The following is a 20,527-nucleotide window of genomic DNA, read 5'->3' on the forward strand; positions in this document are numbered from 1 at the left end:
GCGGGCGCGCGGGTCAGATCACGCCGTCGCGCTCGAAGGCGCGGATCTCCGATCCCGCGTAGCCGAGCAGTTCGCCCAGCACGTACTCGTTGTCCTCGCCATAGACGGGCGCGCCGCGCTGCGGCAACCCGCCCACATGGCTCGGCGTCTTCGACAGCCGCGCGGGCAGTTCGGTGATGGGCCATGTGCCGATGCGCGGCGCCGTCACCTCGGTCATCCACCGCTGCTGCGCAAGCTGCGGGTCGAATTCACACCGATCTTCCGCGGTCTGGCACACGCCTGCCGCGATGCCATGCGACTGCAGCAGCGCCATGCAGGCGTAGCGCTCCTGCGTGCGGGTCCAGCTCTCCACCGCTTCGTCCAGCGCGTCCTGTTGCGCGATGCGTGAGGCGAGGGTGGCGAAGCGCGGATCGCGCAGGGCCTCGGGCTCGCCAGCGGCGCCCGCCAGGGCGTGCCAGTCCCGGTCGTCGAAGCAGGCGATCGCGATCCAGCGGTCCTCGCCCGCGCAGCGATAGGCTCCATGGGGCGCCGCGGGCACGTAGGGCGATCGGTTGCCGGTGCGCGTGAAGGGCTTGCGCTGCAGCGCCCACTCCAGGCATTGCACGCCTGTGAGCATCAACCCGGACTCGCATTGCGACGCATCGATCCATTGGCCCTGGCCGGTTCGCTCGCGGTGCAGCAGGCCTGCAAGGATGGCCTGCGCGAAGCCGTAGGCGCCCATCCAGTCGAGGTACGAATACCCCCAACCGGYCGGGGGCGCGGGCTCGGGCAGGCCGGACATCTCGCTGATACCCGTGAATGCCGCGGCGATCGGGCCGACGGTGCGCATGCGGCCATAGCGCCCGTGTGCGCCCATCCCCGACTGCTGCACGTAGACGATGTCCGATCGGATACTCTTCATCGCTTCGTAGCCCAGGCTCCAGCGGTCCATGACGCCGGGCGAGAAGCCCTCGGCCACCACGTCGCTGATTGCTACCAGCTTCCGCGCGATCTCGAGGCCGCGCGGGTCGCGAATATTGAGCGACAGGCCGCGCTTGCCGGCGTTCTTGTGGTTGTAGTGCCCGCCCATGGTTGGGTCGTCGAGCCCTTGCAAAGGGCCGGTGGCATGCTGGTGCGCTTCGCGACCACCGATCGGAGCCATTGCGCCCAGACGGCTGTCGAGGTTGTCCTTCCATTCGACCTTGATGCATTCCGCGCCGAGCGCCGTCACCATGCGCGTGCCGCCGGCGGAGGCAAGAAACCAGGAGAAGTCGAGGATGCGGATGCCCTGCAGAGCAAAGGGCCTGCCGCGCCGGGAACGCGCGCTCATGGCGTCAGGCACCTTGTCCTTGCGGGCGGCCGGCGCTTCGCTGTGCGGTGTCGAGCCTTGCTGCGGCCGCCGCTCTCCGGGCCGCGGCGCGGCGCGATCGGCCACCCATGAGGTGGTCGATCCGATCCATTTGCTGCGCGGATAGGGCAGCCCGTCGATCCACGCATAAGTGCCACGGGCAGCCCAGTGCGGGTCCTCGAGATTCTCGTGCGGCTTGCGCAGTGGCGCCCACATGAGGCCGTGCGCCTGCGCCTCTTGCCAGGGCAGGTCGCGGAACCGGAAGCTGCGCACGAAGCGCTGCACCACCTCGAAGACATGGGCCTTGTGCTCATCGAAGGCCGTGGCACCTGGCACGTCGCGCTTCTTGGGGTCACGCAACGGATCCGGGCCGGTGAGGTCGTAGGCCATGCGGCGGGACGATAGAAACTCGACAAGCTTCTTCTCTTCCGCAGCAGTCACCATCCAGCCGAGGTTCCAGCGCCCGTCCTTGGTCTGCGCGAGCGACGTGGTGATATTGGGCAACTCGGCGGAGTGGCGGCAGGTCTGCCGCCGCTGGTGGGCGGCGCGCATCACCCAGGACATCAGGTCCATCTCGGTCGAGACGGACACCGCCGTGTGGATCGCACAGCTCACGTCCTGGCCCTCTCCGGTGCGTTCGCGGTGCATCAGTGCACCAAGAATGCCGATCAGCGTCTGCTCGCACGCGATGTGGCTGGCGTGGAAGGCCTGCGGTGCGATCGGAGGCAAGTCGTAGTCGCCCTTGGGATCGGGGTCATAGCCCGTGTTCATCATGACCCCGCCGAGGGCCAGGTGGATCAGGTCGCTGCCGCGGAAGTCCTTCCATGGACCGTCGTCGCCGAACGGGGTGATGCGCGCGGTGACCAGACCGGGGAAGTGACGGGCGAGATCTGGCAGCGCGAGCCCGGTGGCGAATTCCACCTGCGCCAGGCCGCCGCACAGAAAGACGTCGGCTTCTACCAGAAGCGCAAGCAGAGAAGCGCGTGCCGGCGCGACCGGCAGGTCCAGCAGCACCGAGTCCTTGTCGCGGTTGTAGGCCTGGAAAAAGAGGGAGCGCCCGTCCTGCGAGAGTGGCGGCATGCGCCGCGACGCCGCGCCGGCGAGGGGCTCGACCTTGGTGACATGTGCGCCGAGCCCGGCGAGCAGAAGGCCGCAGTACTCGGCCTCCGGCTCGCACAGTTCCAGGATCCGCAGACCCTGCAACAGGCCAGGATTGTCAGAATCATTGAATGGTTGGACCATTTAGAATATTATAGGGACACTCGCGCTTTTCACCAGAGAGAACCCAGGAGACATATCTTATGAAGACCGCCCGCCTGTTCGCCGCCGCCGCGATGCTCGTGGCCGCCGCGACTTCGTTCGCACAGGGCCCGGACGCCTATCCTTCCAAGCCTGTGACGATCATCGTGCCGTTCTCTGCGGGCGGCGCCACCGACCTGTCCGCCCGCATGATTGCGACGCTGCTGTCGAAGCAGCTCGGCCAGCCCTTCGTTGTGGAGAACCGCGCAGGCGCGGGCGGCATGATCGGCATGGGTGTCGTGGCGCGCTCCCAGCCCGATGGCTACACGCTGGGGTGGGGCGGCAACAGCCCCATGAGCGTCACGCCCCACGTCACGAAGAACCCGCCCTACGACCCGCGCAAGGCCTTCGCGCCGGTGAGCCTGGCGGCGATCTCGTCGTGGACGCTGACCTCCCGGGCCGACCTGCCCGCCAAGGACTTCGGTGAACTGGTCAAGCTCGCGAAGGCCTCGCCGGGCAAGATCAGCATCGCTTCCTCGGGCAATGGCAGCGCGCCGCACTTGCTGGCTGAGATGCTCAAGCAGTCCGCCGGGATCGACCTGCTGCATGTGCCCTACAAAGGCGAGATCGAAGGCGTCAACGCGCAGCTCGGCGGGCAAGTCGACCTCATGTTCACCTCCACCTCGGCCGCCACGCCGCAAGTGAAGGCAGGCAAGCTCAAGGGCTACGCAGTCACCACGCCCAAGCGCGAGCCGGCGCTGCCGCAGTTCCCGACGATGACGGAGGTCGGGCAACCGGACCTTACGATCGAGATCTTCTTCGGCCTGGTCGCACCAGCTGGCACGCCCAAGCCCGTGGTGGACAAGCTCGCCGCGGCGATGAAGGTCGCAGTGGCCGACGCCAACTATCGCGAGTCCATGGAGAAGGCCGGCGTCACTGCCACCAGCAGCACACCCGAGGAGTTCGGAGCCCTGCTGACTCGCCACAACGAGCGCTGGGTCGCTGTCATCAAGCGCAACAACATCACGCCCGAATGAGTCCGAAGACCCCTGGCATGGAGCCGAACGCCGTTACCGCCGACACCTACGCCCTGCGCGAGCTGACCTTTCCGAAGATGCTCGCCAGATTCACGCAACGATCGCGCGACAAGGTCTTCCTGACCGAGACGGCCACCGGCCGCACCTTCACTTACGGCGAGATCGACGCCTGGACCGACCGCGCCGCGCATGCGTTGCAGGACTTCGGCGTGAGGCGTGGCGGGCACACGGGCCTGCTCATGGGCAACTCGGCCGAGCATCTGGCGGTGTTTCTCGCCATTGCCAAGATCGGCGCAGTATCGGTGCCGGTCAACACGGCCGCGCGCGGCGAACTGCTGCGCTACTACCTCGGCCAGTCCGACTGCGAAATAGTGCTCGTCGATGCGACGCTCGCTTCGCGCCTGCATGAAGTGCTTCCGGAACTGCCGCAGCTCAAGCGCGTGATCGTGGTGCGCACGGGAGAGGAGGGCGAAACTCCGATCGAATCGGCTGGCGCATTCGAGGTCGCCGATTTCCATGCACTGGTCGAGCGCGCCCCCGGGACGCCCTTCGTTCCCGCCATCGAGCCGCGCTTCTGCGACCTGGTGCTGATCGCCTACACCTCTGGCACCACTGGTCCGTCCAAGGGGAGCATGCTGTCTCAGGCCGCGGCGCTCACCTATGGCACCAGTGCGGCCGAGGCGCAGGGCTACCGTGCATCAGACATCTTCTACGTGTGTCTGCCGCTCTTTCACAACAACGCGCTGTTGGCAGCCACGGGCGCCGCGTTGGTCTGCGGGGCTTCGGTGGTGATGTCTCGGCGCTTCTCGGTGTCGAGGTTCTGGGATGAGATCCGAGAAGCGAAGGCGACAATCACCAACTTTCTCGGCGCGATGTCCAGTTTTCTCTGGAGCCAACCCCCGTCGCCCGCCGATGCCGACAACTGCCTGCGACTGGTCAGCATGGCACCGACGCCGAAGTACGCGGCCGAGTTCGAGGAGCGCTTCGGCCTGCGGGCGATGAACAACTACGGACTGTCGGACTACGGCATGGTCACGTCCTTCACCGAGTGGGACCCGCGCGACAAGCTCGGCTCCATCGGACGGCCGAGGCGCGGCGTCCAGGTCAGCATCGTGGACGACGACGACTTCGAGCTGCCAACGGGCGAGCCGGGCGAGATGGTGCTGCGCTTCGAGGAACCCTGGCGCGGCACCATGGGCTATTACAAGATGCCCGAGGCCACACTGGCGTCACGCCGCAACCTGTGGTTCCACACCGGCGACCGGGGCATGCGCGACGCCGACGGCTACCTCTACTTCGTCGACCGCAAGAAGGATTGCATCCGTCGTCGCGGCGAGAACATCTCGGCCTTCGAGGTCGAGCAGATCATCGCCACGCATCCCGGCGTGGCCGACGCCGCGGTCTTCCCGGTGGCGACGGCGAGCAACGACGAGGAGGTGGCGGCAGTGATCGTCACGAAGCCCGGCGCGCAGCTCGACGAGCTGCAGTTGGTCGCGCATTGCCAGCGCAACATGGCCTACTTCATGGTGCCTCGCTACATCCAGTTCCGAGAAGCGCTGCCGACTACCATGAGCCAGAAGGTGGAAAAGTTCAGGCTTCGCCAGGAGCTCGAGGCCGGGCTTTCGCAGGCCTGGGATCGCGAGGCGGCCGGCGTAGTGCTGGCGCGTTAGCGTCGGGCGTGTCGGCATTCACCATGTAGCCGCGGTGCAGTTTGGTGAGCGCCGAACTCATCTCGGACACCGCCTTCTCCGCGTCTCGCGCGCGCAGGTGCTTGAGCAGCCGCTTGCGCGAAGGATGCGTGTAGTCCTGCTGCTCGGTCGGGCCGATCGCCTTCACAAACTGGCGGGTGATCTCCATGATCCCTTCGGTCGTCGCAATCAGGACGGGGTTATGCGTGGTCCGTGCCAGCATCACGTGGAAGGCCTGGTGGTGCCGGGTCCGCTCTTCGAAATCGCCGGCCTGCTTCGCGCGCGCGGCGGCCGCGACGTTGGCCTCCAGTGCGTCGATCTCCTCGTCGGTGATGCGCTCGCAGGCTACGCGGATCACCGCGGCGCTCACCGCGATGCGCGCCTCGGTCAGGTGCTGCGGCGTGATCGCGCCGAGGAAGTAGAGATCGCGCATGCCCGCAACGACGGCGTTCGAGCTGCCCGGCAGCACGAAGGCACCGCCGGTTGCGCCCAGTCGCAACTCGATCAGGCCGCTGAGTTCAAGCGCGCGCAGCGCCTCGCGCATGGTATTTCGGCTGACGCCGAAGCGCTTGGCCAGCTCGCGCTCCGGTGGGAGCTTGTCGCCGGGACGCAGCTTCCCTTCCGAGATCAGGCGCCGCAACTGGTTGGCCACCTCCTGGAAGATGCGCTGCGGATTGATGGGAACAACGTCGAAGTCGTCGCGGTCGAGGGAGTTGGGCATGAGGCGGATCGTAGCGGCAACGAGCATGTCTGCCGCACATTGACCTAATGGTTGGACCAATAATATGATCGATCAATGAGAAACGCCATCACTTCCACGCTGCAAGGCCAGGTGGCCATCGTCACCGGCGCCGCGCGCGGCCTCGGGCGCGCATACGCGTTGCGGCTCGCGCAACTGGGCGCCGATGTGGTGGTCGCCGACATCGACCTTGAGTCCGCGCGGGAGTTCGGCGAGGGGCTCACGGCATCGGGTGTACCCGAAGAGATCCGCGCCCTGGGCCGCCGCAGCATCGGCGTGCAGGGCGACCTGCGTCGGCGCGAGGGCGCGCGCGCCCTCGTGGAAAGAACGATGGCGGAGTTCGGCCGCATCGACATCCTGGTCAACAACGCCGGTGGGGCCTTCACGCCGGTCGAGCGCAGCCTGGCCTCGCAGATGCCGGACGAGGACAGCGATGCGATGCTGGACGTGAACTACCGCAGCGCTCTCTTCTGCAGCCAGGAGGTATTGCCCGCGATGCGCGCGCAGGGTGCCGGCGTGATCGTGAATATCGCCACCCTGGCCGCGCTCGACCCGTCGCGCGCCGCCGGGCGCCTCGCGCCCTATGCCATCGCGAAGGGAGCGCTGCTTACTCTCACGCGATATCTCGCCCACGAGCTCGGTCCAGAGGGCATTCGCGTCAACTGCATCGCGCCCGGTTCGATGATGACCGAGCGCATTCGCAAGCAGGCGGCCGAGCGTGGCATGCAGAACGAGAAGGAACTCAAGCGCATCCCGCTGCGCCGCTTCGGCGAAGTCGAGGACTGCGCGAACGTGCTGGAGTTCCTGGTCACGCCGTTGTCGGGCTATGTGACGGGGCAGTGCATCTCGGTGTGTGGTGGGCAGGTATTGACGCCATCGTGAGGTCGCTCATGGGCTGTCTCAGCCCATGAACACGCCACCGTTCACGTCCACGCACGTGCCGGTGACGTAGGACGCCTGTTCGCTCGCAAGGAAGAGAACGGCAGCCGCCACTTCGTCCGTGTGCCCCAGCCGCCCCATCGGAATCGCGCGGGTCGCCGCAGTGATGACTTCCGGACTGGAAAGCGAGGACAGTGCAGTCTCGATCCGGCCCGGCGCGACGCAGTTGACGGTGATGCCATCTGGCGCATAGCTGCCCGCCAGGTGCCGCGTGAGTCCGATCAGGGCCGCCTTGGAGGCGGCATAGTCGACGCCGGCCGGTGCCACGAAAGTGCGTCCGGCGCGCGAGGCGATGTTGATGATGCGGCCGAAGCCCCGCTGGCGCATGCCCGGGATCAACTCGCGCGAAAGAATGAATGGCGCGGTGAGATTGACTCGCAGCACGCGCTCCCAGTCTGCGGTCGTTACCTCGGTGGGTGGAACGGGCTGGCCGTTGCGCTTGCTGGAGACGCCGGCGCAGTTGACCAGGATGTCGCCGCCGCCGAACAGTTCCTTCATGCGTGCCGCGACACCCAGCACCTGCGTTTCGTTCCCGATGTCGGCCACTTGCGCATGCACCGGTGCGTGCGGTGTGGACAGCCGGTCCGCCGCGGCTTGAACGCTTTCGCTCACATCCGCCGACAGCACGCGGTGCCCCAGCCCGACGAAGCCGCGAGCGATGGCCAGGCCGATGCCGGCTGCGCCGCCGGTGACGAGTACGGATCTCTGGGTCGGCATGGCTTGACGGCTCCTTCGTGAAACATGGATTGAGGAACGAAGTATAGGCACTGTGATAGCATTGGTCCAACCATTCAACAGTTAGATGTTTTGAGCATGAACAACCGAACATTGCGCGGTCGCGTCGCCATCGTCGGCATCGGCGAGACGACCTACTACCGTCATGGCCAGTCGCCCGATTCCGAGTTCAAGCTGGCGCTCAAGGCGATCCTCGGTGCCTGCCGCGATGCCGGGATCGACCCGCGCGAGATCGATGGCTTCGCCTCGTACAGCAACGATCGCAACGATCCCTCGCGCCTGGCTGCCGCGCTCGGGCTGCGGCAACTGCGCTCCACCACCATGCAGTGGGGGGGCGGGGGCGGCGGCAATTGCGCGGCAGTGGCCAATGGCGCGGCCGCAGTCGCGGGCGGCCTGTCGGACTGCGTCGTCGCGTTCCGTGCGCTGGCACAGGGGCAGTTCGGCCGCTTCGGGCAGGCGCCCACCGGGCCGACGATTTCCGGCGACATGGCCTGGCAGGCGCCCTACGGCGTGCTGTCGCCCGCTCAGAAGTTCGCTATGAAGGCGCGCCGATTCATGCACGATCACGGGGTGAAGCAGGAGGCGCTGCGCGCGATCGCCATGGCGTCCTATGCGCATGCCCAGCGCAACCCGCGAGCGGTGATGCACGGCAAGCCGTTGACCGAGGCGCAGTACGACGATTCGCGCTGGATCGTCGAGCCCTTCCATCTGTTCGATTGCTGCATGGAGAACGATGGGGCGGCCGCGGTGATCATGGTGCCGGCGGAGCGGGCGAAGGACTTTCCCAACAGGCCGGTGTACGTCCTCGGCGCGGCCACCGGGTCGGACGAGCGCGTGGGCGCGGTGCCCCACAACACGCCTAACTACGCGAGCTCCAGCTTCGCCACCGTCGCGCCGAATCTCTACCGCATGGCCGGTGTCACACCGAAGGACGTGGGCGTGGTGCAGAGCTACGAGAACTTCACCGGCGGCGTGCTGATGGCGCTGGCCGAGCACGGCTTCTTCCATCCGGACGAGGCCAACGAATTCCTACGGCTCGAGAACCTGCTGGCACCCAGCGGCAAGCTGCCGCTCAACACCAGCGGTGGCAATCTGGCCGAGTGCTACATGCATGGCTTCGAGCTGGTGCTCGAAGCGGTGCGGCAGGTGCGCGGCACCTCCACCGCGCAGGCGCCGCGCAACGACGTGGCGCTGGTCATCGGCGGGCCGATGGTCACGCCCGTCAGCAATCTCATGCTCGGATCGGAGGCTGCACTGTGAGCGCTCATACCTATCTGCCACCCGGCTTGCCTATTCCGGTCCCCGAGCCGGACGGCCTCTCCAGGCCCTACTGGAGCGGCTTGAGCGAGAACCGCCTGCGAGTGCAGCGCTGCGGCGGTTGCGGCACGTGGCAGTTCGGACCGGAATGGATCTGCCACCACTGCCATCGCTTCGACCCGGACTGGGTCGAGGTCGCGCCGCGCGGCCGCATCTACAGCTGGGAGCGCGTGTGGCACCCAGTGCATCCCTGCCTGAAGGGCGCAGGACCGTACCTCGTGGTGCTGGTGGAGCTGCAGCAGGCCGGCGGCGTGCGCATGCTCGGGAACCTGCTCGGCGATCCGATGCGGCAGGTGGTGATTGGCGCCGAGGTTGAGGGGGTCTTCGAGCACCACCCGCAGGCCGAGCCGTCGTACACGCTGATGCAGTGGCGCTGCGTGGCCTAGGTTCGGCCGGCCTGCCGCTCGGGCTGATCGTCGCGCTCGGGGTCGGGCACGCGGCGTTCGCCGGCAACCGCTTCACGATCACGCTGCACGCAGTCGCGCTGCATGCATCGCCGCTGGCGATCGGCACCCTGCTGGGGCTCGTGATGATCGTTCCGATGCTGGCCGCGGTGAAGATCGGACGCTGGTCGGACCGCATCGGCTACGCGCCCTTCGCGGCCGGCGGCCTGGCGCTGCTGCTGGTGGCCGGCCTGCTGGTCGCCGCATGGCCCTCGATGCCCTCGCTCTATGCCGCGAGCGTGCTGACCGGTACGGGCTACATGTCGGCGCATGTCGCAATCAACCTGGCGATCGGCCGCGCCAGCGCACCGCAGCGCCGCACGGATGCCTTCTCCGTGATGGCCGTCGTGTTCTCGCTGTCGGGGCTCACGGGGCCGATGCTGGCGGGTGTGGTCATCGATCATTCCGGGCATCGCTGGTCCTTTCTGGCCTTGTGCGCCTTCGCGCTCGCGAGCTTGGCGCTGTTGCGCCGCGCGGCCTCCCGATATCGTCTGCCGCCGTCGGGGGAGGGCGCTCAGGCGCGGCCGCGCGTCGGCGACTTGCTGACCCAAGGACCGCTGCGCGCGGTGTTCTTTGTCAGTGGGCTGCTTTCGATGGGCTGGGACCTGTTCACTTTTCTGGCACCGCTGCAGGGCGTGCGGGCCGGCTTGAGCGCGACCAGCACCGGCGCGCTGATGGGCCTCTTCGGCGTCGGGACCTTTGCGATCCGACTGCTGCTGCCGCGCATCTCGCGCGGCGCGGGCGAATGGGGCACGATGGGTGGCGCCTTGTTCGTCACGGCGCTGGGGTACCTGGCCTTCCCGCTCCTGAGCGACTTCGGGCCGCTGATGGTCGCGTCCTTCCTGCTCGGGATGAGCCTGGGTTGCGGGCAACCCGTCTCGATGGCACTCGTTCACAGGCATTCGCCCGAGGACCGCATTGGCGAGGCGGTCGGCGTGCGTTCCACCATCACCAGCGCGAGCCAGACCTTCCTGCCAATGCTGTTCGGCGCGCTGGGCTCGGCCGTCGGGATGATCGCGGTGTTCTGGGCGGTCTCGGTGCTGCTGGCGGCGGGCGGTGCCTTCGCTATCCGGCGACGCTGACCCGCCGCCGGAGCAGCGGGGCGAAGCCTGCGCCCACAACGGACAGGGCGGCCGCAGGCAGCAGCAGCGGGGCGGCATACGCTTGGAGCCAATCGCTCGGTGTGGTGGTCTTCGGCGGCTCGGTCGATGCCAGCCGCCGCCATGCCCCACAGTGCGCGCCAGGCCAGCAGCGCGTCGAAGAAGTCCGCGCGTGCCGCGGCTGCCGAAGTGAGGCCGCAGCCGACGAGCGCAAACGTCATCAAGCGCTGCTTGCCGAAGCGGTCCGCGAGCGGACAACAGCTGCATCAGTCCATAGGCGACTGCAAAGGCGACGATGAGGCGGACTGCATCGCCCGCGCCGCGGTGAAATTCGAGAGCGAAGCGCGGCAGCGGCGAATCGCACACCCGAAGCGCCGCGGCGCTGAAGAAGGCTGCCGCCGCGAGCAGGCGGACTCGCGCGCCGGGTGCAGCGCTCATTGCCAACGCTCGAGCACGTCGGCTGCAGGCGTTGGCTGTTTCGGCGCCGGTCCCTGAATCTGCGAAGGCGTGCGGGAGAAGCGCGGGGCGGGCGCCGGCTGGCGGACGCCTTCCACCTCTACGAACGTGTTGCGCGCTCGGTTGTGCGGATGCACCTGTGCCCGCGACAGGGGCAGCACGGGGGCGAAGCACACGTCGGTGCCTTCCAGTGCGGCCGTCCATTCCTGCTGCGTCTTCTGCTTGAAGACGCGGGCGAACTCATCGTGCAGCCGGGGCCATTGCGCGCGATCGTTCTGCGCGCGGTGCAGCTCGGCCGGAAGTCCGACACGCTCGCAGAACTCCGAGAAGAACTGCGGCTCGATCGCACCGAGCGTGACATGCTCCCCGTCCGCGGTCTCATACACGCGGTAGTAGGGCGCACCGCCGTCGAGCAGATTGCTGCCGCGCGTTTCGCCGAACACGCCGCGCATCTGCTGGCTCACGAAATTGGTCATCAGTGAGGCGGCGCCGTCGCTCATGGCTGCGTCCACCACCTGGCCGCGACCGGAAAGGCCCGCCTCGCGCAGCGCCGCCAGGACGCCGACGATGAGGTAAAGGCTGCCGCCGCCGTAGTCGCCGATCAGGTTCAGCGGCGGCACGGGCGCGCCGTCCTTCGGCCCGATCGCATGGAGCGCGCCGCTGATCGCGATGTAGTTGAGGTCATGGCCGGCAGATTGCGCGAGCGGTCCCTCCTGGCCCCAGCCCGTCATGCGGCCGTAGACGATGCGCGGGTTGCGCGTGAGCACCGTGTCGGGGCCGAATCCGAGGCGCTCCATCACGCCGGGGCGGTAGCCTTCGATCAACACGTCGGCCTTCTCCAGCAGCTTGAACACCTGCTCGCGCGCGGCGGCGTCCTTCAGGTCGGCCAGCACCACGCTGCGGCCCCGGCCGGTGATGTTGTGCGGCTCGCCCAGCTTCTTGCCGGGCCGGTCGATGGTGACGACATCCGCGCCCATGTCGGACAGCAGCATGCAAGCGAACGGACCGGGGCCGATGCCGGCGAACTCGACAACGCGCAGGCCGCGCAAGGGGCCGGAAGGGGATTCGGTCTTCATCCAGTTTCTCCAGGGTTTCGAGATGTTCAGGCCAAAAGCAGCAGGGCGGCCTCGCGGGCGGATTGCCCGACGCGCACGCCCTTGTCGCGGGCGATGCGGTTGGCGGCGCTGATCACGCCGTCGAAGTAGGTACTCTGGCCATCGCCCATGCGTGCGGTGAGCGCACTCACGCTGGCACCGGCAATGCCGTCGGGCTCTACGGCCTCGAGCGCGCTCAGGCCGCTACCGTTCTTGCCGCCGCCGCCGTCGGAGCAGATGAAGGCCCAGGGGCGGAAGTCGCGGAAGTAGCCGACCACGCTGCGCCCGGTGTGGCCGGCGGTGCACAGGACATTGCGCTCGCGGTCCTCGGGCCGGGCGTAGGCGATGGAATCGGTGCACACGATGCTGCGGCCGCTATCGGCCGTGTGCACCACGAGTCGGCGCGCGGGATCGAAGGTCGCGGGCTTATTCTCGCCCGTCAGCATGCAGCGCGCGGCATCGCGTACCGTCATGCCTGGCGTGATGCCCAGCGCCTGCGCTGCGTCGTTCACACGGCTGACGATGCCGTGGTCGTACAGATCGGCGCCGTTGCCCATCTCGGCGGTCATCACGTCGGCTGCGGCGGCCGGCACGCCCAGTGCCTCGTAGTACCACAGGCCCGCGATGCCCGCGCCATCCTTGCCGATCGCACAGTCCAGCCCGATGACGGCCTGCGGCCTCGCCAGCATCACCATGCGGGCGCAAAGCACGCCGCTGTATGAGGCGTTGACGACCACGTCGCCGACGGTATCGGGCGCGTGGGCCACATGGCTCTCGACATAGGTCGCGGAATCGAAGACCAGCACGCGGCCGGCGGGAAGATGGTGGATCGTGGGAGGGTTGGCCATGGATGAAGTGTAATGGTCAGTCCATTGCAAGTCTACGAAATTGAGCTGTCAGACCCTTGGTGCCCTTGGGCTATCCTCGGTCAACACAACTTTGACGACCCAAGTGATGCAACCCATTCCGCAGCTGTCCTTCCAGGAGGTGAAGACGCGTCGCGTCTTCGAGGAGATCTGCGAGCAGATCCGAAAGCGCCTAGCCTCCGGCATGCTCAAGCCCGGTGACAAGCTGCCGGCCGAACGCGACCTGGCGGTGGAGTTCCAGGTCAGCCGGCCCGCGGTGCGCGAGGCGCTGCGCACCCTGGAGATCTCCGGCGTCGTATCCCTGCAGAAGGGCGTGAAAGGCGGCGCCTTTATCCGCGACGGCAACCCGGCGTTGCTCACGCAGTCGCTGCAGGATCTGATGTTCCTGGGCCGTGTGTCGCTGGCCGGTCTGGTCGAGGCGCGGCGGCTCATCAACGGCATGGTGATCCAGCTGGCCTGCGAGCGCGCGACGGAGGAGGATTTTGCCGCCATCGAGCAGAACATGATGGAGATCGAGAAGAGCGAAGATTTACCCAAGCGCGCCGACGCGGGCGTGCGCTTCTTCGGTCTGATCGCCCGGGCCACGCGCAACGAAGTGCTGGCGATGCTGGTCGATTCGCTGTCGGACATCATCCGCTACGTGATCGACCAGACCGGCCGCAAGGCGCGCCCCGAGTTGGTGCCGGTGCGTCGGCGCATCCTGAAGGCCTTGCGAGCGCGCGATGCGAAGGCCGCGGCCAAAGGAATGGACGAGTACCTGACGATCGTGCAGGAAGGCATGGATGCCGTGCCCGCGTCGGTGCCCGCGCCCGCCCGCAAGACTTCTCGCTGATTTCCCACTGATCCCCCGCCCCGAGCGAGGGCTCGTCCCGGCCCAGGGGCTTGACAGGTGCTCTTCGCTGTTTAGAATGGTCAAACCATTCACATATAGTGGTTCAACCTTCCACGCATTCCCACCGAGGACCCCTGTCATGACCGAGATCGTCGTCAACGAAGCCAACCAATGGCGCCTGAACACCCCCGGCWCTGCCGGTTGGGAGAAGTCGCCGCAGCCCGGAGCCGCCAACAAGTACCTGATGATCTCGGCGGACACGCATGCCAACGAGCCCGGCAACCTGTGGGCCGAGCGCATCGACGCCAAGTACCGCGACCGCCTGCCCAAGGTGTGGATCGACGAGAAGGGCGTGCAGTGGCGCAAGATGGAAGCGTCGGAGCAGCCTGACCGCCTCATCCTTGCCAAGCTCGAGGGCGAGGACCTGGCCCGCTCCAAGGCTGGCGCGACCGCTTCCGAGCGCGGCCCCAGCGTGGAGCAGCGGCTGAACGACCTGGAACTCGACGGCATCGATGGCGAGATCATCTTCCCCGGCAAGGGCCTGGGCATGTGGTACACGTTCGATCCCGACTTTGCCCACGCGCAGTGCGAGGTCTACAACACCTGGGCCTGGGAGAACTTCGGCCCCCACGTCGAGCGCCTGTCGCCGGCCGCGGCGCTGGCCACCGGCAACATCGAAGCGACGCTCAAGGAGATCGACCGCTGCCTGAAGCTGGGCTTCCGTCACTTCACGCTGCCATGCAAGCCGCTGTTCGGCCCGCCCAAGACCAACGAGCTCAACTACAACAAGGTGGAGTTCGACCCGATGTGGGCGCGCTTCGTCGAGGCGGGCGTGCCGGCGACGTTCCACGTCTCCACCGGCAAGGACCCGCGCACGACGCGCGGCAATGGCGGCGCGGTGGTGAACTACGTGGTGCACTCGCTGTCGCCAACTCTTGAGCCGCTGGTGAACATCTGCGCCTCGGGCGTGGCCGAGCGCTTCCCAGACCTGCGCTTCGGCAGTGTCGAGGCCGGCATCGGCTGGGTGCCATGGATGCTGGACGCAATGGACGAGGCTTACCTGAAGCACCACTTCTGGGTACGGCCCAAGCTGAAAATGCTGCCCTCGGACTACTTCAAGGCGCGCGGCTTCGCGACTTTCGGGGAGGACCGCGCCGGCCTCGGCCTGATGGAGGAACATGGGCTGCAGGACAACTTCATGTGGGCCAACGACTACCCGCACCACGAGGGCACCTGGCCGCACTCGGCCCAGGCCATCGAGCGCCAGATGGGCCATATGAGCGAGGTGTCGCGCCGCAAGGTGCTGGGTGAGAACGCCGCGCGCGTTTTCGGCTTCAAGGAAGCCGCCGCCAAGTACGGCTACCAGTTCTGACGGGGCGATGACGACCTTCACGCCCTTCCATCCCGGGCACGAAGGGCTGGAGGCGGACGCATCCCGCTACGTGGACGTGGCGAGCCTGCCCTGGAAGCCAACGCCCACGCCCGGCATCGAGATGAAGGTGCTGATGCAGGACGACGCCAGCGGGCTGCTGACAGCGCTGTTCCGCTGGCAGCCGGGCACGCAATTGCCGCTGCACGAGCACGTGGAGGTCGAGCAGACCTACGTGCTCGAGGGCAGCATCGTCGACGACGAAGGCGAGGTGCGCGAGGGCGACTTCGTCTGGCGCCCGAAGGGCAACCGGCACCTGGCCCGATCGCCCGGCGGCGCGCTGGTGCTGTCCTTCTTCCTCAAGCCCAACCGCTTCCTCGAGGGGGAGCATGCCGGCAAGGAACTCAAGTGACGATCTACCGATGCGCGCTGTTCAGCCGGCGTGCGGATGTGACGCGGGCGCAGTTCAAGAGCCACTGGCTCGACGTGCACGGACCGCTGGCGGCCCGTCTGCCTGGCCTGGGCACCTACCGGCAGAACCATATCCGCGAGCGACTGTATGAAGCGCCGGGCTCGCCGCTGCAGGCGATCGACGGCATCGCGCAGCTGTCCTTTCCGAGCATCGCTGCGATGGAAGTGTCCGATGCGTCGCCCCAGTACGCGGCCTGCAAGCTCGACATTCCCAAATTTCATGGCGGGATCACCATCCTCGTGATCGAGGCCGATGAGTTGATGCCGGGATCGGCGACGCCGGCCAAGCTGATGTGGGTGTCGACCTGCCGCGCCGACGCCACGCCGGGCGGTCTGCGCGAGCGCTGGCTGGCAGCGCACCGTGACGCTGCGTGCGAGCTGCCCGGTGCCCGCCGCTTCGTGGAGAACTTCGTAGTGGATCGTGCGCATCCCGTGGCGGCCGGCGTGCCGTCGGGCGACCCATCAGGCGCCGAGGCGGTGGGCGAGCTGTGGTTCGACGATGCCGCTTCGGCGCGCGCGGCGCTGGAATCGCCCGCCGGCCGCGGGCTGGTCTTCGAGGACCCGCTGCTTGAGTCCGTGGCCGTGTATCTCGTGCAGGAAGTGAAGATCGTGTGAGCGGGACGTCCTCTCGCCAGTGGGATGGCGTGGACGCGGCCGACGTGGTGGTGGTCGGCGGCGGCGCTTCCGGGCTCGCTGCCGCCATCGAGGCGGCTGCCGCAGGCGCCAGCGTGCTGGTGCTGGAGAAGAACCCGGTCCCGGGCGGCAGCAGCCGGCTGTCCGTCGGCTCCATCAATGCTGCGGGCTCGCGCCTGCAGCAGCGCGCCGGCATCGTCGATTCGCCCGACGAGCACTTCGAGGACATGGACCATTTCATGGGCCCGTTCGCGTCGCAGGAGAACCGCGCGTTCCGGCGCCTGCTGGTGGACAACGCGGCCGACACGCTGCACTGGCTGATGTCGCTGGGGCTGAGCTTCTACGGGCCCACTGCCGATCCCCCGCACCGCCATCCTCGCATGCACAACGTGCTGCCGAACTCGCGAGCCTATCCCTACTACCTGTCGAGGGAGGCGAAGCGCCGCGGCGCGCGGGTGTTGTGCGGTGCCCGGGCGACCGAACTGCTGCGCGCGGATGACGGCGGTGTAGGGGGCGTCGAAGCGCTCATCGACGGGCGGCGTGTGGAGATCACCGCGCGGCGCGGCGTGATCCTCTGCTCCGGCGACTACAGCAACGGAGCTGCGCTGAAGGCACGTTTTCGGCCGGAGCTAGCGCACGTCCCGGGCGTCAACCCGACGGCGACCGGCGACGGCCACCGGCTGGCCGAAGCGATCGGCGCGCGCATCGTCAACGGCGAGGTGGTCTTCGGCCCCGGCCTGCGCTTCGGCGCGCCGGCGAGACCGAGCCTGGTACAGCGGCTGCCGCCTTCATGGGCGCTCGGCAAGCTCATGGCGCTGGCGCTCGCGGCACTGCCGGCCGCGCTCTTTCGTCCCTTCGTGATGTCCTTCATGACCGCCTCGCTGGGGCCGGAAGCAAGCCTGGTGCGCAGCGGCGCCGTGCTGGTCAACCGCGACGGCGAGTGCTTCGCCGACGAACAGCTGGCACCCGGTCTCGCGATCGCCGCGCAGCCGGGCGGGCAGGCTTGGCTGGTGTTCGACGATGCGCTCGCGCGCAGGTTCTCGGCGCCGCCGCACCATGTCTCGACCGCTCCGGGTGTCGCCTTCGCCTACCTGCCGGACTACCGGCGGCATCGCAAGGACCTGTATCGCACTGGCACCACTGCAGCGGCGCTGGCTCGTGCGATGGGACTGCCGGCCGATGCGCTCGAAAGCACCTTGAGGAGTCGCCAATGGCAATCGCCGCTGCATGCGCTCGGCCCATTGGAGGCAAGGATCGTCATCACCGATGGCGGACTGGCGGTCAACGGCTCGCACCAGGTGCTGCGTGCGGATGACAGCATGATTCCCAGGCTCTACGCGGCGGGCGCCGCAGGGCAGGGCGGCGCGCTTCTGGCCGGCAACGGCCATCACATCTGCTGGGCAGTGACGTCGGGGAGGCGGGCAGGACGATTCGCGGCGACCGCTGCCGCATGACTCACTGCTTGCGCGAGTTCCAGAGTTCCATGTAGTTCGCTTGCAGGCGTTCCAGGAACTTGTTCATCTCGGCGACCGCTGCATCGGCGTCACGTGCACGCAGGTGCTTGAGCAGCCGGCGGCGCGAGGGCAGGGTGTAGGGGTTGTCGCTCGGGCCGATGGCCTTGACGAACTCGCGCATCACTTCCATCACACCTTCCATCGTGATCTCGATGATGGGGTTGCGGGTGGCTGCGGCCAACAGGTTGTGGAACTCGCGATGCAAGTCCGCGCGCTCCTCGAAGTTGCCGGCCTTGTCGGCCTTGGTGGCCTGTGCCACGTTGAGTTCGAGCGCCTTCAGATCGTCTTCGGTCAGGCGCTCGCAGGCCACCCGCACCACGATCTCGCTCAGCCAGACGCGCGCCTCGGTGAGATGCGCGGGCTTGATGGCGCCGAGGTGATAGAGGTCCCGCAGGCCGTTGACGACCACGCCGGAGTTGCCCGGAAGCACGAAGGCGCCGCCGGCGGCGCCCTTGCGCAGCTCGATCATTCCGCTCAGTTCGAGGGCACGCAGCGCCTCGCGAAGCGTGTTGCGGCTGACCTTGAATTTTGCGGAGAGATCGCGTTCGGCGGGGAGGCGGTCGCCGGGCTTGAGCCGGCCGGTGGCCACCAGGTCGCGGATCTGCGCCGCGATCTCTTCGAACGCGCGCGAGGGTGCGATGGGCTCGAATCCAAGGGAGGATTCGAAGGCTTCTTTCGTGCGGAGGTCGGCGTGGCTCACGGCGCGGATTCTAGCCCCTCGCCCCGTTCAACCGGCCAGCGGAAACGCCGCCGCGAGCAGTTCATTGGCGATCCTGACGACCGCCGGGCCGTCCTTGTCAGACTCGGCCAGGGCCTTTTGCCAAGCGGGATCGGCACGGAAAGCCGCCCATGCGCGGTCGCGTTCCTCGTGCGATTCCCACTGGAGCATGTACTTGACCTGCATGTTGTCTTCGCCGACGGCCACGGTGAAGACCGGCGTCACGCGGCGGATGCTGTATTTCTCGAAGAGTCCGAGGGTGGTCGTCTCGAAGCGCTTGAGGACTGCGGGCAACTTGCCCGGAGCACAGGTATAGGTGCGGAATTCGTAGAACAAGGGGTGAATCCTTTACTAGAGCGGACGCGAGGCGAGCAGCGGCCCGTCCTCGTACTGAAGGACGACGAGTTCGACCGGTATGCCGCACTCGAACGGCTTGCCATCCCGCTCGACGAGACGGGTGGCGATTCGCAGGCCAATGTCGAGGTCGACCACGCACACGGCATAGGGCGCTTCGTCCACGAACACCTTGGGTGCGGCATGGATGCGTGTCCATGAATAGAGCGTGCCGCGCTGTCCCAGCTCTTTCCACTGCATCCGCGGCGACCAGCAATACGGGCATACCGGCTTGGGCGGGAAGGTGAACTTGCCGCAGGCCTCGCAGCAGGTGCTTTGCCAGCGGCCGTCGCGAAGGCCTTCCCAGAAGGTCTGCGTGAAGGCCGACACGCGCGGCGGGTAGGCGCGCGTACGTCCCACGGGAATCATCTCGAGCGTCATCGTTGGGCCTCCATCACGTGGACAAGGGCGGCGTTGTAGTTGCCGAGTTCGCCGGTAGTCAGGCCCAGGCGTGCACCCGCGACCTGGCGTTCGCCGGCGCGGCCACGCAGCTGGTCGGCCATCTCGCAGTAGTTGTAGAGGGATGTGACGTACGCCGGATGGCCGCGCGAGGTCAGGCCGCCAGAGGTCGAGATCGGAATCTGCCCGCCGAGCTTTGTGCGGCCGTCGGCGGCGGCAGGTGCGCCTTCCCCGCGCCCGAAGAAGCCCACCGCCTCGCTCACCAGCACCTCGACGATGGTGCAGGGCGCATAGAACTCGGCCACGTTGATGTCCTTCGCGGCGAGCCCTGCCTGCGCGTACGCCGTGGCGGCCGCCTGCTTTGCGGCGATCAGCTCGGTCATGTCGTTCGGCACCTCGTTGATCTGGTGCGACCCGTCATGGCAGAAGCCGCGCCCGCGCACCAGCGCATAGGGGCGGCCGAGCGACTTCGCGACCTCCTCGGACGCCAGCACGAGGCAGGCCGCGCCGTCGCTGCGGCCCGGCACGTCATAGAGGCCCAGCGGCTCCACGATCGGTCGCTGCTCCAGCACCTCCGGCAGGGTGATCGGCTTGCGGTACTGCGCCAGCGGGTTCATCGAGGCATGCCAGCGGTTCTTGACAGCGACCGCACCCAGCTGCTCGCGCGTGGCGCCGTATTCGTGCATGTAGCGCATGGCATCCATGGCGTACCAGCTGATGGGGATGAAGCCGCCCGAGGCATGGAAGTCCACGTCGCCCGTGGTGCGCATGCTGCTCATCGCGTGCTCGGAGGCCGGCGTGGCCGCCTCCATGTTGATGCCCAGCGCGAGCGCGACCTCGGTGCGGCCGAGCAGGATCTCGTCGCAGGCCCGGTCGAAGCAGACAGCGCCAGTCATGCCGTTGCCCATCACCTCCAGCACGCTGCCGGTGCATTGCAGACGTAGATGGCTGACCAGGAAAGTGGAGAAGTACTTCTGCAGCGTGTAGGGCCTGGGCAGCGTCAGCACCAGACTGCCGATGTCCTTCTTCTCGACGCCGGCGTCCGCGACTGCCTCGACCACCAGCTTGGTCATGATCTCCTGCTCCAGCACCTGCAGCGGCTCTTCCGCCTTGGTCTGGTGGCGGCCGACCGGGATCGCGCTGGTGCCAATGATGGCAACTCGACGAGTCATTGGGTGGGTCCCCTTGGTTGAAATGGTAGGCCAGTATATCTATAAT

Annotated in this window: 20 protein-coding genes; 11 read left to right on the forward strand and 9 right to left on the reverse strand. The window is 67.5% G+C overall.

Annotated elements, in window-relative coordinates:
- Positions 1 to 13: 13 nt before the first annotated feature.
- A complete protein-coding gene (locus AC1DMA_RS08215; RefSeq protein ID WP_478143870.1) occupies positions 14 to 2,569 on the reverse strand; it encodes a CaiB/BaiF CoA-transferase family protein in 2,556 nt (851 codons plus the stop codon).
- 59 nt (positions 2,570 to 2,628) lie between these two features.
- On the opposite strand from AC1DMA_RS08215, the gene AC1DMA_RS08220 reads away from it, so the two are divergent.
- Positions 2,629 to 3,603 carry a Bug family tripartite tricarboxylate transporter substrate binding protein gene (locus AC1DMA_RS08220; RefSeq protein WP_478124632.1) on the forward strand — a complete coding sequence of 325 codons (975 nt, stop codon included), beginning with the start codon at positions 2,629 to 2,631 and terminating at the stop codon, positions 3,601 to 3,603.
- Entirely contained in the window at positions 3,600 to 5,273 is a 1,674-nt protein-coding gene (locus AC1DMA_RS08225) for an AMP-binding protein (protein WP_478124633.1), read from the forward strand. Before AC1DMA_RS08220 ends, AC1DMA_RS08225 begins: the two co-directional genes overlap by 4 nt.
- Here the strand turns inward: AC1DMA_RS08225 and AC1DMA_RS08230 are convergent.
- On the reverse strand, positions 5,194 to 6,012 hold the full coding sequence (locus AC1DMA_RS08230; RefSeq protein WP_478124634.1) for a FadR/GntR family transcriptional regulator: 819 nt from the start codon (positions 6,010 to 6,012) through the stop codon (positions 5,194 to 5,196). The genes AC1DMA_RS08225 and AC1DMA_RS08230 overlap by 80 nt on opposite strands.
- Positions 6,013 to 6,087: 75 nt before the next feature.
- Here AC1DMA_RS08230 and AC1DMA_RS08235 point away from each other — a divergent pair, with 75 nt between their 5' ends.
- Positions 6,088 to 6,912, forward strand: a complete 825-nt coding sequence (locus tag AC1DMA_RS08235; protein ID WP_478124635.1) for an SDR family NAD(P)-dependent oxidoreductase — start codon at positions 6,088 to 6,090, stop codon at positions 6,910 to 6,912.
- Between the two features lie 18 nt (positions 6,913 to 6,930).
- Here AC1DMA_RS08235 and AC1DMA_RS08240 read toward each other — a convergent pair whose 3' ends face one another.
- A complete protein-coding gene (locus tag AC1DMA_RS08240; protein ID WP_478124636.1) occupies positions 6,931 to 7,686 on the reverse strand; it encodes an SDR family NAD(P)-dependent oxidoreductase in 756 nt (251 codons plus the stop codon).
- Between the two features lie 96 nt (positions 7,687 to 7,782).
- Here AC1DMA_RS08240 and AC1DMA_RS08245 point away from each other — a divergent pair, with 96 nt between their 5' ends.
- The 3 genes from AC1DMA_RS08245 to AC1DMA_RS08255 are packed head-to-tail and all read left to right on the forward strand — an operon-like array spanning position 7,783 to position 10,546.
- Entirely contained in the window at positions 7,783 to 8,964 is a 1,182-nt protein-coding gene (locus tag AC1DMA_RS08245; protein WP_478124637.1) for a thiolase C-terminal domain-containing protein, read from the forward strand.
- Positions 8,961 to 9,407, forward strand: a complete 447-nt coding sequence (locus tag AC1DMA_RS08250) for a Zn-ribbon domain-containing OB-fold protein (RefSeq protein ID WP_478124638.1) — start codon at positions 8,961 to 8,963, stop codon at positions 9,405 to 9,407. The genes AC1DMA_RS08245 and AC1DMA_RS08250 overlap by 4 nt, the downstream gene beginning before the upstream one ends.
- The gene (locus tag AC1DMA_RS08255) at positions 9,389 to 10,546 is read left to right on the forward strand and encodes an MFS transporter (RefSeq protein WP_478124639.1); all 1,158 of its coding nucleotides are present in this window, start codon (positions 9,389 to 9,391) and stop codon (positions 10,544 to 10,546) included. Before AC1DMA_RS08250 ends, AC1DMA_RS08255 begins: the two co-directional genes overlap by 19 nt.
- Before the next feature lie 452 nt (positions 10,547 to 10,998).
- Here AC1DMA_RS08255 and AC1DMA_RS08260 read toward each other — a convergent pair whose 3' ends face one another.
- Together AC1DMA_RS08260 and AC1DMA_RS08265 are read right to left on the reverse strand one after the other, a co-directional pair.
- Complete coding sequence (locus tag AC1DMA_RS08260) at positions 10,999 to 12,096, reverse strand: CaiB/BaiF CoA transferase family protein (protein WP_478124640.1); 1,098 nt, start codon at positions 12,094 to 12,096, stop codon at positions 10,999 to 11,001.
- Positions 12,097 to 12,122: 26 nt separating this feature from the next.
- Entirely contained in the window at positions 12,123 to 12,962 is an 840-nt protein-coding gene (locus AC1DMA_RS08265) for a hypothetical protein (RefSeq protein ID WP_478143871.1), read from the reverse strand.
- 139 nt (positions 12,963 to 13,101) lie between these two features.
- Here AC1DMA_RS08265 and AC1DMA_RS08270 point away from each other — a divergent pair, with 139 nt between their 5' ends.
- The 5 genes from AC1DMA_RS08270 (at position 13,102) to AC1DMA_RS08290 (ending at position 17,739) form a co-directional block, all read left to right on the forward strand.
- A complete protein-coding gene (locus AC1DMA_RS08270; RefSeq protein WP_478124642.1) occupies positions 13,102 to 13,812 on the forward strand; it encodes a FadR/GntR family transcriptional regulator in 711 nt (236 codons plus the stop codon).
- Positions 13,813 to 13,951: 139 nt separating this feature from the next.
- Positions 13,952 to 15,184, forward strand: a complete 1,233-nt coding sequence (locus tag AC1DMA_RS08275) for an amidohydrolase family protein (protein WP_478143872.1) — start codon at positions 13,952 to 13,954, stop codon at positions 15,182 to 15,184.
- A gap of 7 nt (positions 15,185 to 15,191) precedes the next feature.
- Positions 15,192 to 15,593, forward strand: a complete 402-nt coding sequence (locus tag AC1DMA_RS08280; RefSeq protein WP_478124644.1) for a cupin domain-containing protein — start codon at positions 15,192 to 15,194, stop codon at positions 15,591 to 15,593.
- Positions 15,590 to 16,267 carry an EthD domain-containing protein gene (locus AC1DMA_RS08285; protein WP_478143873.1) on the forward strand — a complete coding sequence of 226 codons (678 nt, stop codon included), beginning with the start codon at positions 15,590 to 15,592 and terminating at the stop codon, positions 16,265 to 16,267. The genes AC1DMA_RS08280 and AC1DMA_RS08285 overlap by 4 nt, the downstream gene beginning before the upstream one ends.
- Positions 16,264 to 17,739: an FAD-dependent oxidoreductase gene (locus AC1DMA_RS08290; protein ID WP_478124646.1), complete on the forward strand. Its 1,476-nt coding sequence runs from the start codon at positions 16,264 to 16,266 to the stop codon at positions 17,737 to 17,739. The genes AC1DMA_RS08285 and AC1DMA_RS08290 overlap by 4 nt, the downstream gene beginning before the upstream one ends.
- A 1-nt stretch (position 17,740) precedes the next feature.
- Here the strand turns inward: AC1DMA_RS08290 and AC1DMA_RS08295 are convergent, their stop codons facing one another.
- Genes AC1DMA_RS08295 through AC1DMA_RS08310 form a run of 4 tightly spaced genes read right to left on the reverse strand, consistent with a single transcriptional unit; the run spans position 17,741 to position 20,481 of the window.
- Positions 17,741 to 18,499: a FadR/GntR family transcriptional regulator gene (locus AC1DMA_RS08295; RefSeq protein ID WP_478124647.1), complete on the reverse strand. Its 759-nt coding sequence runs from the start codon at positions 18,497 to 18,499 to the stop codon at positions 17,741 to 17,743.
- 27 nt (positions 18,500 to 18,526) lie between these two features.
- On the reverse strand, positions 18,527 to 18,853 hold the full coding sequence (locus AC1DMA_RS08300) for an NIPSNAP family protein (RefSeq protein ID WP_478124648.1): 327 nt from the start codon (positions 18,851 to 18,853) through the stop codon (positions 18,527 to 18,529).
- A gap of 15 nt (positions 18,854 to 18,868) precedes the next feature.
- On the reverse strand, positions 18,869 to 19,291 hold the full coding sequence (locus AC1DMA_RS08305; protein ID WP_478124649.1) for a Zn-ribbon domain-containing OB-fold protein: 423 nt from the start codon (positions 19,289 to 19,291) through the stop codon (positions 18,869 to 18,871).
- Entirely contained in the window at positions 19,288 to 20,481 is a 1,194-nt protein-coding gene (locus AC1DMA_RS08310; RefSeq protein WP_478124650.1) for a thiolase family protein, read from the reverse strand. The genes AC1DMA_RS08305 and AC1DMA_RS08310 overlap by 4 nt, the downstream gene beginning before the upstream one ends.
- Between the last annotated feature and the right edge of the window lie 46 nt (positions 20,482 to 20,527).

The sequence above is a fragment of the Variovorax sp. 05N34 genome (assembly GCF_056397405.1).